Genomic DNA, 15579 nt, shown 5'->3' on the forward strand with positions numbered 1-15579 from the left:
CAGGGTTATGATTTTGTCTGCGATCGGCGCTATTTTCAGCAAGGCGAGCAGAAAAAAGCCCTCCGACAGGAGGGCTGGAAATCAATGCGGGATAAAATGGTATTCCGTCACGCTGACGTACTCTTCTCCCGGGCGCAGCACACAGTCTGGCTGCGGCCATTCCGGATGATTGGGGCTGTCCGGCAGGAACTCGCTCTCCAGCGCCAGGCCTTGCCAGTCGCTATACTCATCGTGTTCGCGCGCCGTCGTGCCGCCAAGGTAGTTGCCTGAGTAGAATTGCAGTGCAGGGGCTGTGGTATACACCGTCATCTGCAGCTTCTCATCCGCAGACCAGACTTGTGCTGCAGGCTGGCTGATATCACTTTTTGCCTGCAGCAGGAAAGCGTGGTCGTAACCTTTCACCTTGCGCTGATCGTCATCGCTCAGGAAATCCTGGGCGATAGTCTTCGCGCTGCGGAAGTCAAAGCTGGTTCCGCTCACGTCTTTGAGGCCCTGATAAGGAATTCCCATCTCGTCAACCGGCAAATACGCATCCGCCAGGATCTGCAGCTTGTGGTTACGCACGTCGCACTGGTTACCGTCCAGATTAAAGTACGCGTGATTGGTCAGGTTGACCGGACACGGCTTGTCGACCGTCGCACGGTATTCAATGGCGATACGGTTGTCGTCGGTCAGCGTAAAGCGCGCGGAGGCGATAAGGGTCCCCGGGAAGCCCTGATCGCCATCAAGCGAATCCAGTGAGAACAACACTTCCCCATCGTTTTGACGAACAATCTTCCAGCGGCGTTTGTCAAACCCGTCCGGACCGCCGTGCAGCTGGTTCTCACCCTGGCTTGGAAGCAGAGAATACTCCACGCCGTCGAGTTCAAAATGGCTCTTCGCGATGCGGTTAGCGTAGCGCCCTACAGACGCGCCCAGATAGGCGGACTGATTGACATACTGTTCAGGCGAGGCACAGCCGAGCAGGGTTTCGCGCACGCTGCCGTCCGGCATCGGTACGCGGGCAGAAAGAAGGGTTGCACCCCAGTCCATCAGCGTAACCACCATCCCCGCGCTGTTGCGCAGGGTTAACAGGCGATACGGCAGACCATCCGGTGCAAGGGTAGGTGTTTCGTTTAGCACTGTCCGGCTCCTTGTGATGCTTTACACACGTAGAACGTTTCTTTAATACCTGTTTTCGCTTCGTATTGTTTCTCTACCGCCTGCTGGACGGCAGGAACCAGTTCTTCCGGCACCAGGGCAACAATGCAGCCACCGAAGCCACCGCCGGTCATACGCACGCCACCTTTCTCGCCGATGGTGGCTTTGACGATGTCCACCAGGGTGTCAATTTGCGGAACGGTGATCTCGAAATCATCGCGCATGGAGGCGTGCGATTCCGCCATCAACTCACCCATACGTTTCAGATCGCCTTTCGCCAGCGCGGACGCGGCTTCGACGGTTCGGGCGTTCTCCGTCAGCACGTGACGAACGCGTTTGGTGACGACCGGATCCAGCTCGTGGGCCACCTTATTGAATTCATTAAGCGTCACGTCGCGCAGGGCGGGTTGCTGGAAGAAGCGCGCACCGGTTTCGCACTGCTGGCGGCGGGTATTGTACTCGCTCCCCACCAGCGTGCGTTTAAAGTTGCTATTGATAATAATGACCGCGGCGCCTTTTGGCAGCGGAACGGCTTTGGTGCCAAGCGAGCGGCAGTCGATCAGCAGCGCGTGCTCTTTTTTGCCCAACGCGGAGATCAACTGATCCATAATGCCGCAGTTGCAGCCCACGAACTGGTTTTCTGCTTCCTGACCGTTCAGAGCGATTTGCGCGCCATCCAGCGGCAGATGATAAAGCTGCTGGAACACGGTTCCCACGGCGACTTCCAGAGAGGCAGAGGAGCTTAAGCCTGCCCCCTGTGGTACGTTGCCACTGATAACGAGATCGGCGCCGCCAAAGTTCTTGTTACGTTTCTGCAGGTGCTTTACCACGCCGCGCACGTAGTTAGACCATTGCTGGCTGTCGTGCGTCACAATCGGGGCATCGAGGGAAAACTCGTCCGTCTCATTACCATAATCCGCCGCAATCACGCGGACGTTGCGGTCGTTACGCTTTGCACAGCTGATGACGGTCTGGTAATCGATGGCGCACGGCAGCACGAAACCGTCGTTATAGTCGGTGTGTTCACCGATCAGGTTAACGCGGCCAGGTGCCTGGATAACGTGGGTGGCAGGGTAGCCAAATTTCTCAGCAAACAGGGATTGTGTTTTATCTTTCAGACTCATTTTTTTTAGACTCCTGATTCGCGATAGTGGACGTCGCTAACGGCACGCAGACGTTCTGCCGCCTGTTCCGCCGCCAGGTCACGCTGCGTTTCCGCCAGCATTTCATAGCCCACCATAAATTTACGTACCGTCGCAGAACGCAGCAGCGGCGGATAGAAATGGGCATGCAACTGCCAGTGTTGATTCTCTTCTCCGTTAAACGGTGCGCCGTGCCAGCCCATGGAGTACGGGAAGGAGCACTGGAACAGATTGTCATAACGGCTGGTCAGCTTTTTCAGCGCCAGGGCAAGGTCGTCGCGCTGCACGTCGCTAAGATCCGTAATGCGCCGCACGTGAGCTTTTGGCAGCAAGAGCGTTTCGAAGGGCCAGGCAGCCCAGTAAGGCACCACGGCCAGCCAGTGTTCGGTTTCCACCACGGTGCGGCTGCCATCGGCCAACTCACGTTGGGTGTAGTCCAGCAGCATCGGGGAACCGTTTTCCGCGTAATAGGCTTTTTGCAGGCGGTCTTCACGCTCGGCTTCGTTAGGCAGGAAGCTGTTCGCCCAGACCTGGCCGTGCGGATGGGGGTTCGAGCAGCCCATGGCCGCGCCTTTATTTTCGAACACCTGCACCCACGGATAGCTCTGCCCCAGCTCGGCGGTTTGCGCCTGCCAGGTGCTGACGACCTCTTTCAGCGCGTCCACGCTCAGTTCTGGCAGCGTTTTGCTGTGATCGGGCGAGAAGCAGATCACGCGGCTGGTTCCGCGAGCGCTTTCACAGCGCATCAGCGGATCGTGGCTTTCCGGCGCGTCCGGCGTGTCGGTCATCAGGGCGGCAAAATCGTTGGTAAAGACGAAGGTGCCTTTGTAGTCCGGGTTTTTATCTCCGGTGACGCGGGTGTTGCCCGGACACAGGAAGCAGTCCGGGTCATGCTGCGGCAGCGTCTGTTTCGCAGGCGTCTCTTGCGCCCCCTGCCAGGGGCGCTTGGCGCGATGCGGAGAAACTAAAATCCATTGCCCGCTTAACGGGTTAAAACGACGATGCGGATGATCGACGGGATTAAATGAAGTCATGACGGATCCTTAGTCCGGATAACCTTGTGGGTGGCGGGACTGCCAGTGCCAGGTATCCTGTGCCATTTCATCCAGCGTGCGGGTCACACGCCAGTTAAGCTCTTTATCGGCTTTGGTGGCATCGGCCCAGTAAGCAGGGAGGTCACCCTCACGACGCGGTGCGAAGTGATAATTGACCGGCTTACCGCAGGCTTTGCTGAAGGCGTTAACCACATCCAGCACGCTGCTGCCAATACCGGCGCCGAGGTTGTAAATATGCACGCCTGGCTTATTTGCCAGTTGCTGCATGGCCGCCACGTGCCCGTCGGCCAGATCCATAACGTGGATGTAATCACGCACGCCGGTGCCATCTTCGGTTGGATAGTCGTTACCAAAAATCGCCAGTGAGTCACGACGGCCCACCGCTACCTGCGCGATATACGGCATCAGGTTATTCGGAATGCCCTGTGGATCTTCACCCATATCGCCTGACGGATGGGCGCCGACCGGATTGAAGTAGCGCAGCAACGCGATGCTCCATTCCGGCTGCGCTTTTTGCAGATCGGTCAGGATCTGTTCCACCATCAGTTTGCTTTTGCCATACGGACTTTGCGGCGTACCGGTTGGGAAGCTTTCAACGTAAGGGATTTTTGGCTGGTCACCATAAACGGTGGCGGATGAGCTGAAGATAAAGTTTTTAACGTTTGCCGCGCGCATGGCGGAGATGAGACGCAAGGTTCCGTTGACGTTGTTGTCGTAATACTCCAGCGGTTTCGCAACGGATTCACCGACCGCTTTCAGACCGGCGAAGTGGATCACCGTTTCAATGGCGTGGTCGTGAAGGATCTCGGTCATCAGCGCTTCATTGCGGATGTCGCCTTCCACGAACGTTGGCTGTTTCCCGCCAAGACGTTCAATCACAGGCAGCACGCTGCGCTTACTATTGCACAGGTTGTCGAGGATGATGACATCATGACCATTTTGCAGCAGTTGCACACAGGTATGACTTCCTATGTAACCGCTACCACCTGTTACCAGAACTCGCATATTTCGCTCCATTGGGCTTATGGTATGTAATAACCATAGCATAACAGAGTCGCTAAAAGTGTGACATGGGATAAAATAGTGGAATCGTTTACACTGTTTTTAAATACCGATTTTCTGATGTCGTGTGGCATTGTAGATCAAAGGGATAGCGATGTCTTAGTGCAGGTTATCTGAAAAACGGAGGGCGGCGCCCTCCGGAGTTTAGTCGATTTTGCTTAGCAGATAATCATAGCGTTCACCGTCCGGCACAAACTCCAGGCGGTGTGTGATGCAGGAGGGGGCATCTTCGGCATGGTGTGAAACAAACAGCAGTTGCGTTTCGCCTTCACTAATGAGGACATCCACAAAGCGGCGGATTAACTGTCGGTTCAGCGGGTCCAGTCCCTGCAGGGGTTCATCGAGGATCAGAAGCGTAGGATGTTTCACCAGGGCGCGAACGATCAGCGCCAGCCGCTGCTGCCCCCACGACAGGCTATGAAACGGCGCGTCAGCGACCCGGGTATCCATTCCAAGAATATCCAGCCATTGCTGAGCCAGCTTGTGCTGTTTGTCCGATACCGCCTGATAAATGCCGATGGAATCAAAATACCCGGAGAGGATCACATTGCGCACCGTTGTGCTGACCCGGTAATCGAGATGCAGGCTGCTGCTGACATACCCGATATGCTTTTTGATATCCCAGATGGTTTCGCCGCTGCCGCGACGCCGGCCAAACAGCGTGAGATCGTTACTGTAACCCTGCGGGTGATCCCCGGTGATCAGGCTCAGTAGCGTTGATTTACCCGCACCATTAGGGCCAACAATCTGCCAGTGCTCGCCTGGATTGACCGTCCAGCTGAGATGGTTAAGGATCGGGCGATCGTCATAAGAGACAAGGCCATCACACAGCACGATGCGCGGCTGGTGGGGATCAAGCGCATGACGAGCTGAAGGGGCGTCGGGTTCCGGAAGCGTGATTCCATCAAGCTGTTCACTGTGTGCGAGTTGCGCAATTAATGCCTGCTTAAGCAGCACTGATTTTTCGCCTGTTTCAGTCAAATTACAGTCGGCCAGCACACCTGCATTCTGGATGAAATCCGGAATTTCATCGAAGCGGTTAAGCACCAGCACAACGGTATACCCCTGCTGGTTAAGCGAAGCCAGCAGCGTTGCCAGCTGGGCGCGAGACTGCACGTCAAGACCATCGAACGGTTCGTCAAGGATCAACAACTCTGGTTCGCTCATCAAAGCCTGACAAAGCAGCGTTTTCCGCGTCTCGCCGGTTGAAAGGTATTTAAAGCGCCGGTCCAGCAGGGCGGTGATGCCGAACTGTTCTGCCAGGTGCTGGCAACGGGCGGGATCGTTCACCTCATCCTGAATAATTTCCGCCGTCGTACGGCCGGTATCTTCTTCGCCAGGGCTGAGTAAATCGGTGTTGTTACGCTGCCATTCGTCACTGACCAGCTTTTGAAGTTGTTCAAATGACAGACGTGTCAGGCGCGTAAAATGGCGCTGATATTCACCCTTGAGGAGAGGGAGCTCGCCGGCCAACGCGCGGGCAAGGGCTGATTTACCGCTCCCGTTCGTGCCGACAAATGCCCAGCTTTCACCTGCGCGAATTGCCAAATCGGCAATTGTCAGTGTTCGGGTATCGCTAAGACGAAACGTGCCTTGCGAAATATGCAATGATGACATGATTTATCCCATTTTTTGCAGCAACAGATGTCAGGGATACTCACTGTCGGTACGATTGTCAATGTGCTCAGCACAATGTGGCGATAATCACCCGGTCTGCGTTGAAATATGCGGTGACTACAGCACCTTCCTCTAATCCGTCAGCCTCGTTGAGCGGTACCGTCGCGCAGAGCATTTGTCCGTCCGCCAGGGTCATCAGCACTTCACACTGTTCCTCACCGCGTTCAATATGGGTGATTGCACCGTGAAGCTGGTTATCGGCTGCCTTAGCTGTATCGGGATTGCTCGTGATATTGACCCACGGCGCTTTCAGTAACACCAGCACCTCTTTACCTTCATCCAGCTCAAGACGTTTTGCACTCTGCGCCGTTATTGCGGCTTTCAGGCGGGTAGTCCCATCGGCAAGCAGGATCTCGATATGCTGCTGCACCTGGAGATTATCGCGTGCCGTTACCGTACCAAACCACTGGTTACGGGCGCTGGTTTGTAACGAGAAACGGGATATGGCAGCCAGCAAACTGTCCAGCGGGAGATTGTCGTCATCACTCAACACATCAAACGCTTTTTGCTGGATCTGGGCCAGGAGATCGTAAAGTTGAATCAGACGCTGCCCAAAACGCGTAACCACTGCACCGCCGCCGCCTTTGCCGCCTGTAGCTCTGTCCACCAGCGGTTGCTCGCTCAGGGTGTTCATCTCGTTGATGGCATCCCAGGCACTTTTGTAACTGATACTGGCGTTTTTTGCCCCCTGGCTAATCGAGCCTGTTTGTTCTATCTGTTTAAGCAGGGTGATACGACGCGGATCGGCGAAAAGCTTTTGCTGAAGTCGGAGGGTGAGGAGAATTTCGGCCTGCATAACAGTATCCTGGCAAAAAGAGTATTGTGACCCAAATGGTGCAGGGCGCAAAGGGTACCGCACAAAAGGGGATGTTTTTCTCACTTGAAAGGGTAGAATAAGCTATTCACAATCTCTGGAGAAAACCATGTTAGAGTTGTTAAAAAGTCTGGTATTCGCCGTGATCATGGTACCAGTAGTGATGGCCATCATCCTCGGTGCCATCTACGGCCTGGGTGAAGTGTTCAACGTCTTCTCGAACATTGGTCACCGAGACCAGGCTAAAAAGCAGCATTGATTCCCTACAAAACGCCCGGCTAGTCCGGGCGTTTTGCTCTCAAGATTTTCCCGTTTTCGCCGATAATATTTAACGTATCACACTGGTTTACCTCTTCAGCGGTACGATTTAACGCTGGGATCTCCCTGACGTTATCGTTATATTAATGTGTATATAACGCTACTCACAGGAGTTAAAAATGGCACGTACCTGGGTACGCCTTTTCGCAGGGGCAACGCTGACGCTTTCACTTACCGGCCACGCGCTGGCGGACGACGGTAAAATTACGGTCTTTGCGGCGGCGTCGCTGACCAACGCGCTGCAGGATATCGCGGCGGCATATAAAAAAGAGAAGAACGTTGATGTAGTCTCCTCTTTTGCGTCTTCCTCGACGCTGGCACGTCAGATAGAAGCGGGTGCGCCGGCGGATCTGTTCATCTCGGCTGACCAGAAGTGGATGGATTACGCGGTGGAGAAGAAAGCGATTGATGCGGCGACCCGCGAAACGCTGCTGGGGAATAGCCTGGTAGTGGTGGCGCCAAAAGCCAGCGCGCAGGCTGACATCACCATCAACAAAGAGACCAACTGGATCAGCCTGCTAAACGGTGGCCGCCTGGCGGTGGGGGATCCTGAGCACGTACCGGCCGGGATCTACGCCAAAGAAGCACTGCAAAAACTGGGCGCATGGGAGACATTGTCACCGAAACTGGCCCCGGCTGAAGATGTCCGCGGTGCGCTGGCGCTGGTAGAACGCAACGAAGCTCCACTGGGTATTGTCTACGGTTCCGATGCCGTTGCCGGCAAAGGTGTCAAAGTGGTAGGTACCTTCCCGGAAGACTCCCACAAGAAAGTGGAATACCCTGTTGCGATTGTTGATGGACATAAAAATGCGACGGTTTCTGCCTTTTATGATTATCTGAAAGGACCAGAAGCCTCTGCAATCTTTAAACGTTATGGATTTACAACTCACTGATGATATTGACCGATCCTGAATGGCAGGCCGTGCTGCTGAGCCTTAAAGTCTCTTCCCTGGCAGTCGTGCTGAGTTTGCCCTTTGGGATCTTCTTTGCCTGGTTACTGGTCCGCTGTAAGTTTCCAGGCAAAGCCCTGCTGGACAGTGTGCTTCATCTTCCCCTCGTGTTGCCGCCCGTGGTGGTCGGTTATCTGTTACTGATTTCAATGGGACGTCGCGGTTTTATCGGTGAGAAACTCTATGACTGGTTTGGGCTGACGTTCGCTTTTAGCTGGCGCGGAGCGGTGCTGGCGGCGGCTGTGATGTCATTCCCTCTGATGGTCAGGGCTATCCGTCTGGCGCTGGAGGGGGTGGATCTCAAACTGGAACAGGCGGCCCGCACGCTGGGCGCCGGGCGCTGGCGCGTCTTCTTTACCATTACGCTGCCGCTAACATTACCCGGTATTATTGTCGGTACGGTGCTGGCCTTTGCCCGCTCGCTGGGCGAGTTTGGCGCGACGATCACGTTTGTGTCGAACATCCCCGGCGAGACGCGAACCATTCCCTCGGCCATGTATACCCTGATTCAGACGCCAGGTGGAGAAAACGCCGCAGCGCGACTGTGCATCATCTCAATCGTATTAGCGCTGGTATCATTGCTGGTGTCGGAATGGCTAGCGCGACTCAGCCGTGAGCGGATGGGGAAATAGTCATGCTGGAGCTTCAATTTACCCAGACGCTGGGAAATCATACCCTGACGATTAACGAGACGCTGCCAGCCAGCGGCATTACCGCCATCTTTGGCGTGTCTGGCGCGGGGAAAACGTCGTTGATTAATGCGATCAGCGGCCTGACCCGCCCTCAATCAGGGCGCATTGTATTAAATAACCGCGTCTTAAATGACGTGGAAAATAAGGTATATCTTTCGCCGGATAAACGCCGTATCGGCTATGTTTTTCAGGATGCACGATTATTCCCGCACTACAGCGTGCGCGGGAATCTGCGTTACGGCATGGCGAAAAGCATGGCCGGGCAGTTTGATAAGCTGGTGACCCTTTTAGGGATTGAACAGCTGCTCGACAGGCTGCCATCCTCGCTTTCCGGCGGTGAGAAACAGCGTGTGGCGATTGGCCGCGCGTTACTGACCGCGCCAGAGTTGCTGTTGCTCGATGAACCGCTGGCCTCGCTGGATATTCCGCGTAAACGTGAACTCCTGCCGTATCTGCAGCGCCTGACGCGCGAAATTAATATTCCGATGCTCTACGTCAGCCACTCGCTGGATGAGATCCTGCATCTGGCTGATAAAGTGCTGGTGCTGGAAGAGGGTTGTGTTAAGGCCTTCGGCAACCTTGAAGAGGTGTGGGGCAGCAGCGTGATGCACCCCTGGTTACCTCGGGAGCAGCAGAGCAGCATTCTCAAAGTCAGCGTGCTGGAACACCATCCGCATTACGCAATGACCGCGCTGGCACTGGGCGATCAGCATCTGTGGGTCAACAAAATCGACAAACCGCTGCAGTCTGCGCTACGTATTCGCATTCAGGCGTCGGATGTCTCGCTGGTGCTGCAACCGCCGTTGCAGACCAGTATCCGAAATATTCTGCGTGCAAAAGTGGCGGAGTGTTTTGATGATAACGGCCAGGTAGAAGTAAAGCTTGAGGTCGGCAGCAGGACGCTCTGGGCGCGTATCAGCCCGTGGGCCAGAGATGAATTAGGGATCAAACCCGGCCTGTGGCTTTACGCGCAAATTAAGAGCGTCTCGATCACCGCCTGATTACAGCAGGTGGGTATAAATGTACTGCGCGATGCTGTCAGTGGTGTTATCGCCAATCACCACGTTAGCGCGCGCTTTTACTGCATCATCGGCATTGCCCATCGCCACGCCGGTACCGGCGGCTTCCAGCATGCTGATGTCGTTGTAGTTATCGCCGAAGGCGATCACGTCACGCATCGACCACCCCTGAGATTCCACATACTGTGTCAGACGCTTGCCTTTGCTGTTACCTTTGCGGGCGATATCAACCTGGTCATGCCAGGACCATTCACACTCCAGGCCCAGCGTTTCTTCCACGTGTTTTGCGAAGGTATTCAGTTTGGTGGTGTCTTCATCCGTCAGCGCGAATTTCCAGATAGCATCAACATCCTGCGCTGCCTGGCGCAGGGAGGATACCTGGGTAAAGACCGGACGCTGGGCTTCAGGCAGGGACTGCGCCCAGTTGCTGGTGCGGATCACATGGCCGGTCGGGCGTTCATAGACCATCGCGTTATCCACATACATCAGGCCGTGTACGGCGTGTTCATCCAGCAGATCAATTAATTGCAGCGCCTGAGGAACCGGCAGCGGGTCGGATGCCAGAACCTTTTTCGCCTGATAATCATACAAATAAGTGCCATTACAACAAATTGCAGGTGTATCTAACGCCAGTGCCTGATAAAAAGGGTGAATGGCAACGTGATGTCGACCCGTTACGATAAGGAGTTGATATCCCACTTCCTGCGCGCGTTTAAGCGCTTCAAGGGAGGCGGGGAGGAGGGTTTTTTGCGGCGTCAGTAAGGTACCGTCTAAATCCAGAGCAATCACACGCGAGGTCATTTTTTTTTCCGGGTTAATATTGAATTTACGTATTGATGGGATGGTACACCGAGAGGCGGACGCTTCAAAATTCCTGTCGACAATTCAGCATTCACCGTCAAAAGTTAACTACTTTCATGCGCAGTGAGGAGTGAATATTCATGAAACAAACCGTTTATACCGCCAGTCCTGAGAGCCAGCAGATCCATGTCTGGCGTTTAAATACCGAAGGGTCACTCACGCTGGTGCAGGTTGTTGATGTCCCAGGGCAGGTGCAGCCGATGGTCATCAGTCCGGATAAACGTTTCTTGTACGTGGGTGTGCGCCCGGAGTTTCGCGTGCTGGCCTACCGCATCTCTCCGGACGACGGCGCGCTGACTTACACTGCCGAAGCGCCATTGCCGGGCAGCCCAACCCATATCTCTACCGATCGTAAAGGCAATTTTGTCTTTAGTGGCTCGTATAACGCAGGCTGTGTCAGCGTAACGCGTCTGGAAAACGGTATTCCGGTTGAAACTGTCGATGTGGTGGAAGGGCTGGAAGGTTGCCACTCGGCGAATATCACGCCGGATAACCGTACACTGTGGGTACCTGCATTGAAGCAAGATCGTATCTGCCTGTTCACCCTGAGCGACGATGGTCACCTGGTGGCGCAGACTCCTGCTGAAGTCACTACCGTTGAAGGCGCGGGCCCCCGTCATATGGTTTTCCATCCGAACCAGCAGTACGCCTATGTGGTCAATGAACTGAACAGCTCGGTGGACGTCTGGGAACTGAAAGATCCTAACGGCCAGATTGAGTGCGTGCAGACGCTGGATATGATGCCGTCTGACTTCTCTGACACCCGTTGGGCTGCGGATATTCACATTACGCCAAATGGCCGCCATCTGTACGCCTGTGACCGTACCTCCAGCCTGATTACCGTGTTTAGCGTCTCGGAAGATGGCAGGGTGCTGGCGATTGAAGGCTTCCAGCCAACGGAAACTCAGCCGCGCGGTTTTAATATCGACCACAGTGGTAAATATCTGATCGCAGCAGGGCAGAAATCCCACCACATTGCGCTGTATGAAATCAAAGGCGAGCAGGGCCTGCTGGAAGAGAAAGGGCGCTATGCGGTAGGCCAGGGGCCTATGTGGGTGGTGGTTAACGCCCACTAAGCGGCTTAAAACAAAAAACCTCGCGAATGCGAGGTTTTTTTATCTCTGTAAGCCGGGTAAGGCGAAGCCGCCACCCGGCAAAACATCTTACTGCTTCGGCTCAGCAACCACTTTGCTACCCAGACCGCGGTTGTTGTATTCCCACATGCGGTTGAAGTTAGCGTCGTTCAGGTTGCGCTGCACGTTTCCTTTATCGTCCACCGCACCGGTATTGCCGGAGAACGGACGTTTGGAGATCGCGGCATCCGCCCACGGCTTCGCCATGTTAAAGCCTTCGTTGATCACGCTGTCGCGGATCACCACCTGACCGTTGGTTGCAGAGTCCACATCCAGTGAGCGGCCCAGCTGTGCCACGCCGTCACCGGCAGCATTAAAGCGGCTGTTTACGGCCAGGAAACCGAAGAACAGGTTAGACTGCGTCGCTGGTGCAAAGACATAGCCTTCCTGCTGAGTACGCGAGTTCACCACGCGGAAGTCGGTGTTATCAAACACCACCGCGCCACGACCGGATACCAGGTCAACATCACCTTCGACGTAGCTGTTAGTCACCAGCGTACGGGTCAGGCGGTTGTTCTGCAGGGTGTTCTGTACACCGCTGTTGGTCACGAAGAAGGTGTTCTGACGGCCGAGAATGTTAACGTTGTTGATCTGTACTTTATCACCATCGCTACGCAGCGCGACGGCCTGATGGTTACCTGCATCGACGCTGTCACCCAGGGTGTTCTGAATGGTCAGGTTTTGCAGCTGCAAGCCATTATTCTGAGACCAGAATACCGCTGAGCACATCACCCCAATGGTGGCAGAACGCTTGCTCTGGCAGTTATCAAACATGTACCACGCAGGTTTGCCCGGCATATATTTACCGGCTGGGTTCACCAGGCGACGCCAGGCGTTGCTGTCAATTTCTGAATCAATCGCCAGGCCAATTTTTACATCGATCGCTTTTTCGCCCAGACCGTAAAGGGTAATGCTGCCTGGTGCCGCCGGAACGTAAACGGTGCCTTCATATTCGCCTGGCAGGATCGCGATGTACTGACGAGAAGCGCTGTGCTTCGTGATGGCCGCATCAACCGCAGCCTGAATAGAGGTATGCGTTACACCCTGCGTACCTGCCGGCCCAACGACGAAGTCAGGCTGTTTTGGCAGGTTAATAGAAGACGGTGTCCACGGCGCAGCGTTGGGTTCCATCGCCGAGAAGTAGTGTGCACGGTCGAAGTTCTTCGCTTCATCAGCGGACAAAATCGGGCGGGAGGCGGTACCCGGTGCTACCTGCTCAGAAGGCAGCTGATCCGGTGGTGTTGAACTGCATGCGGATAATGTCACGCCAAAGGCGAGTGCTAACGCCAGACGGGAAATCCTGGAAATGTTCAAGGTAAAGCTCCTGGGTATGCAAGTCTTAACGGGATAGACGAAATAGCCTGCTTTTTTATACTAAGTTGAGCGAAACGGGAAGTTAAAAAGGGTAAAAGTTGCATTTTTTGCCCTCGGGGGGCGGGAAAGTCATCACAAATAAATAACATTTTCCATCAGGACGGTTGACAGCGGGCAGTGGATGAAAATAAATGTCTATACAACCCATGACAAGTGGAATACCCATGCAGCAGCTTCATCCCGACGATGTAATATGGCGAAATGCGCGACTGGCAACGATGGATCCGGAAGGCACCGCTCCGTATGGCCTGAAAGAGCAACACGCTCTGGTGGTGCGCGGCCAAACCATTCAGGCCGTGATCCCTGAATCTGAAATACCTTCAGGACACCGTCACAGCGTCGATCTTCAGGGACGTCTGGTTACACCAGGCCTGATTGACTGCCATACCCACCTGGTGTTTGACGGCGATCGCGCGGCAGAATGGGAGCAGCGTCTGAACGGTGTCTCTTATCAAACAATCAGCGCCCAGGGAGGCGGGATTAACGCTACCGTGACGGCGACGCGCAGCAGTTCACCGGAAACCCTGCTGAAACTGGCGCAACAGCGGCTGCAGCGTTTGATGAATGAAGGTGTCACCACGGTTGAAATCAAGTCCGGATACGGGCTAAACGCCGATGCCGAAGAGAAGATGCTGCAGGTTGCACGCCAACTGAGCCTCAATAATCCGGTTGATATAAGCCCAACGCTGCTGGCGGCTCATGCGGTTCCGCCGGAATTCCGACAGGATCCGGATGCGTACCTCACGCTGGTCTGTGAGCAGATATTGCCCGTGCTGTGGCAAAAAGAATTGTTTGAAGCTGTCGACGTATTTTGCGAAAACGTCGGCTTTACCCCGTCGCAAACCGAGCGCCTCTTTAAGGCCGCCGCTGCGCTGGGTATCCCGGTAAAAGGGCATGTCGAGCAGCTGTCGAATCAGGGCGGTGCGGCGCTGGTCAGCCGATATAAGGGGCTGTCGGCCGATCATATCGAATACCTGGATGATGCAGGCGTTCAGGCGATGGCACAAAGCGGGACCGTTGCCGTATTGCTGCCTGGCGCGTTCTATTTTCTTCAGGAGCGCCAGCGTCCGCCGGTTGAACAGCTCAGAAAACAGGGGATACCGATGGCGGTCGCGACCGACTATAACCCCGGCACCAGCCCGTTTGCCAGCCTGCACCTGGCGATGAATATGGCCTGCGTCCAGTTTGGTCTGACCCCTGAAGAAGCCTGGGCTGGCGTCACGCGGAATGCCGCGCAGGCGCTGGGTCGTGGCGCAACCCACGGACAGCTGCGGGCAGGGTTTGTCGCCGATTTTATCGTCTGGGATGCTCGCCATCCGGTTGAGATGGTCTACGAGCCGGGACGCAATCCGCTGTATCAGCGTGTTTTCCGTGGGGAGGCAGTATGAGGTTATGGCGGCCGGTAGCCGAAACGGTCTGGCAGGGGCGCGACGACAGCGCCGAGGCCAGCAATGCAACGCGCATTTTCCAGACGATAAAGCAGCAGGGGCAGTTCACGCCGCTTCCATCCGGCATCGCGCTGATAGGCTTTGAATGTGATGAAGGGGTTAAACGCAATCATGGCAGGCCCGGCGCCGTGCAGGCACCGGATATTCTGCGGAAAGCGCTGGCGAATATGGCAAGCCATCAGGGGCACGAACGGCTGGCGGATATGGGCTCGTTTTACGTTGAAGGCGACGAGCTGGAAGCGGCCCAGCAGGCGTTAAGCGATGCCGTCACGGCCTGCCAGCAGTCCGGGATGCGCACGCTGGTCTTTGGCGGCGGTCATGAGACCGCGTGGGCGCACGGTCGGGGCATTCTGGATGCGTTCCCGAACGAGCGCGTGGTGGTGATCAATCTTGATGCCCATCTTGACCTGCGCAAGGCCGACCGGGCGACGTCCGGCACCCCGTTTCGCCAGCTGGCGCATTACTGCGATGAGCGCGGGCGGGAGTTTCAGTACGCCTGCTTTGGCGTGAGCCGGGCGGCGAACACGCTGGCGCTGTGGGATGAGGCCGAACGCCTGAACGTCACGCTGGTGGATGATCTCCATTTCAGGCGCGATGCGCTACCCGCACTGGAAAAGGTGCTGGCGCAGGCCGATCGTATCTATCTGACGATCGATCTGGACGTCCTCCCCGCGAGCGAAATGCCTGCCGTGTCCGCACCGGCCGCGTTAGGCATACCGGTGCTGGATCTTCTGCCGGTTATCGAACAAATCTGCCGCAGCGGTAAGCTACAGGCCGCCGATCTGGTAGAGTTTAACCCGCAGTACGATCGGGACGGACAGGGCGCAAAGCTTGCCGCCCGTCTGGCCTGGCAAATTGCTCACTGGTGGGCATAACACTATTCAAGGAGTCACG

General features: G+C 55.6%; 15 protein-coding genes. 7 read left to right on the forward strand and 8 right to left on the reverse strand.

Annotation, left to right across the window (positions count from 1 at the left end; all coding sequences use genetic code 11):
- Positions 1-81: 81 nt before the first annotated feature.
- The 6 genes from galM to modE form a co-directional block, all read right to left on the reverse strand.
- Positions 82-1122, reverse strand: coding sequence for a galactose-1-epimerase (gene galM / locus LCD46_06220; protein ID UOY71907.1), 1041 nt, complete (start codon positions 1120-1122; stop codon positions 82-84).
- Positions 1116-2264: a galactokinase gene (gene galK / locus LCD46_06225; GenBank protein ID UOY71908.1), complete on the reverse strand. Its 1149-nt coding sequence runs from the start codon at positions 2262-2264 to the stop codon at positions 1116-1118. The genes galM and galK overlap by 7 nt, the downstream gene beginning before the upstream one ends.
- Before the next feature lie 5 nt (positions 2265-2269).
- Entirely contained in the window at positions 2270-3316 is a 1047-nt protein-coding gene (gene galT, locus LCD46_06230) for a galactose-1-phosphate uridylyltransferase (protein UOY71909.1), read from the reverse strand.
- Between the two features lie 9 nt (positions 3317-3325).
- Positions 3326-4342: a UDP-glucose 4-epimerase GalE gene (galE, locus tag LCD46_06235; protein ID UOY71910.1), complete on the reverse strand. Its 1017-nt coding sequence runs from the start codon at positions 4340-4342 to the stop codon at positions 3326-3328.
- 201 nt (positions 4343-4543) lie between these two features.
- A complete protein-coding gene (modF, locus tag LCD46_06240; GenBank protein ID UOY71911.1) occupies positions 4544-6016 on the reverse strand; it encodes a molybdate ABC transporter ATP-binding protein ModF in 1473 nt (490 codons plus the stop codon).
- A 67-nt stretch (positions 6017-6083) separates the two neighbouring features.
- On the reverse strand, positions 6084-6872 hold the full coding sequence (modE, locus tag LCD46_06245) for a molybdenum-dependent transcriptional regulator (GenBank protein ID UOY71912.1): 789 nt from the start codon (positions 6870-6872) through the stop codon (positions 6084-6086).
- 127 nt (positions 6873-6999) lie between these two features.
- Between modE and LCD46_06250 the strand changes: the two genes are divergently transcribed.
- The 4 genes from LCD46_06250 (at position 7000) to modC (ending at position 9851) form a co-directional block, all read left to right on the forward strand.
- The gene (locus tag LCD46_06250) at positions 7000-7149 is read left to right on the forward strand and encodes an AcrZ family multidrug efflux pump-associated protein (protein ID UOY71913.1); all 150 of its coding nucleotides are present in this window, start codon (positions 7000-7002) and stop codon (positions 7147-7149) included.
- A 178-nt stretch (positions 7150-7327) separates the two neighbouring features.
- On the forward strand, positions 7328-8101 hold the full coding sequence (modA, locus tag LCD46_06255) for a molybdate ABC transporter substrate-binding protein (GenBank protein ID UOY71914.1): 774 nt from the start codon (positions 7328-7330) through the stop codon (positions 8099-8101).
- Complete coding sequence (gene modB, locus LCD46_06260) at positions 8101-8790, forward strand: molybdate ABC transporter permease subunit (GenBank protein UOY71915.1); 690 nt, start codon at positions 8101-8103, stop codon at positions 8788-8790. Before modA ends, modB begins: the two co-directional genes overlap by 1 nt.
- A gap of 2 nt (positions 8791-8792) precedes the next feature.
- Positions 8793-9851 (forward strand): molybdenum ABC transporter ATP-binding protein ModC, encoded by a 1059-nt coding sequence (gene modC, locus LCD46_06265; GenBank protein ID UOY71916.1) that lies wholly within the window; start codon positions 8793-8795, stop codon positions 9849-9851.
- Here the strand turns inward: modC and LCD46_06270 are convergent, their stop codons facing one another.
- Complete coding sequence (locus tag LCD46_06270) at positions 9852-10670, reverse strand: pyridoxal phosphatase (protein UOY71917.1); 819 nt, start codon at positions 10668-10670, stop codon at positions 9852-9854.
- A 140-nt stretch (positions 10671-10810) separates the two neighbouring features.
- On the opposite strand from LCD46_06270, the gene pgl reads away from it, so the two are divergent.
- Positions 10811-11806 carry a 6-phosphogluconolactonase gene (pgl, locus tag LCD46_06275; GenBank protein ID UOY71918.1) on the forward strand — a complete coding sequence of 332 codons (996 nt, stop codon included), beginning with the start codon at positions 10811-10813 and terminating at the stop codon, positions 11804-11806.
- An 87-nt stretch (positions 11807-11893) separates the two neighbouring features.
- Here pgl and LCD46_06280 read toward each other — a convergent pair whose 3' ends face one another.
- Positions 11894-13177, reverse strand: coding sequence for a putative acyl-CoA thioester hydrolase (locus tag LCD46_06280; protein ID UOY71919.1), 1284 nt, complete (start codon positions 13175-13177; stop codon positions 11894-11896).
- Between the two features lie 224 nt (positions 13178-13401).
- Here LCD46_06280 and hutI point away from each other — a divergent pair, with 224 nt between their 5' ends.
- Positions 13402-14625: an imidazolonepropionase gene (gene hutI, locus LCD46_06285; GenBank protein ID UOY71920.1), complete on the forward strand. Its 1224-nt coding sequence runs from the start codon at positions 13402-13404 to the stop codon at positions 14623-14625.
- Positions 14622-15560, forward strand: coding sequence for a formimidoylglutamase (gene hutG / locus LCD46_06290; GenBank protein ID UOY71921.1), 939 nt, complete (start codon positions 14622-14624; stop codon positions 15558-15560). Before hutI ends, hutG begins: the two co-directional genes overlap by 4 nt.
- The last annotated feature ends 19 nt before the right edge of the window (positions 15561-15579 follow it).

Origin of the sequence: Enterobacter ludwigii (assembly GCA_023023105.1) — a bacterium.
GTDB lineage: Bacteria > Pseudomonadota > Gammaproteobacteria > Enterobacterales > Enterobacteriaceae > Enterobacter > Enterobacter adelaidei.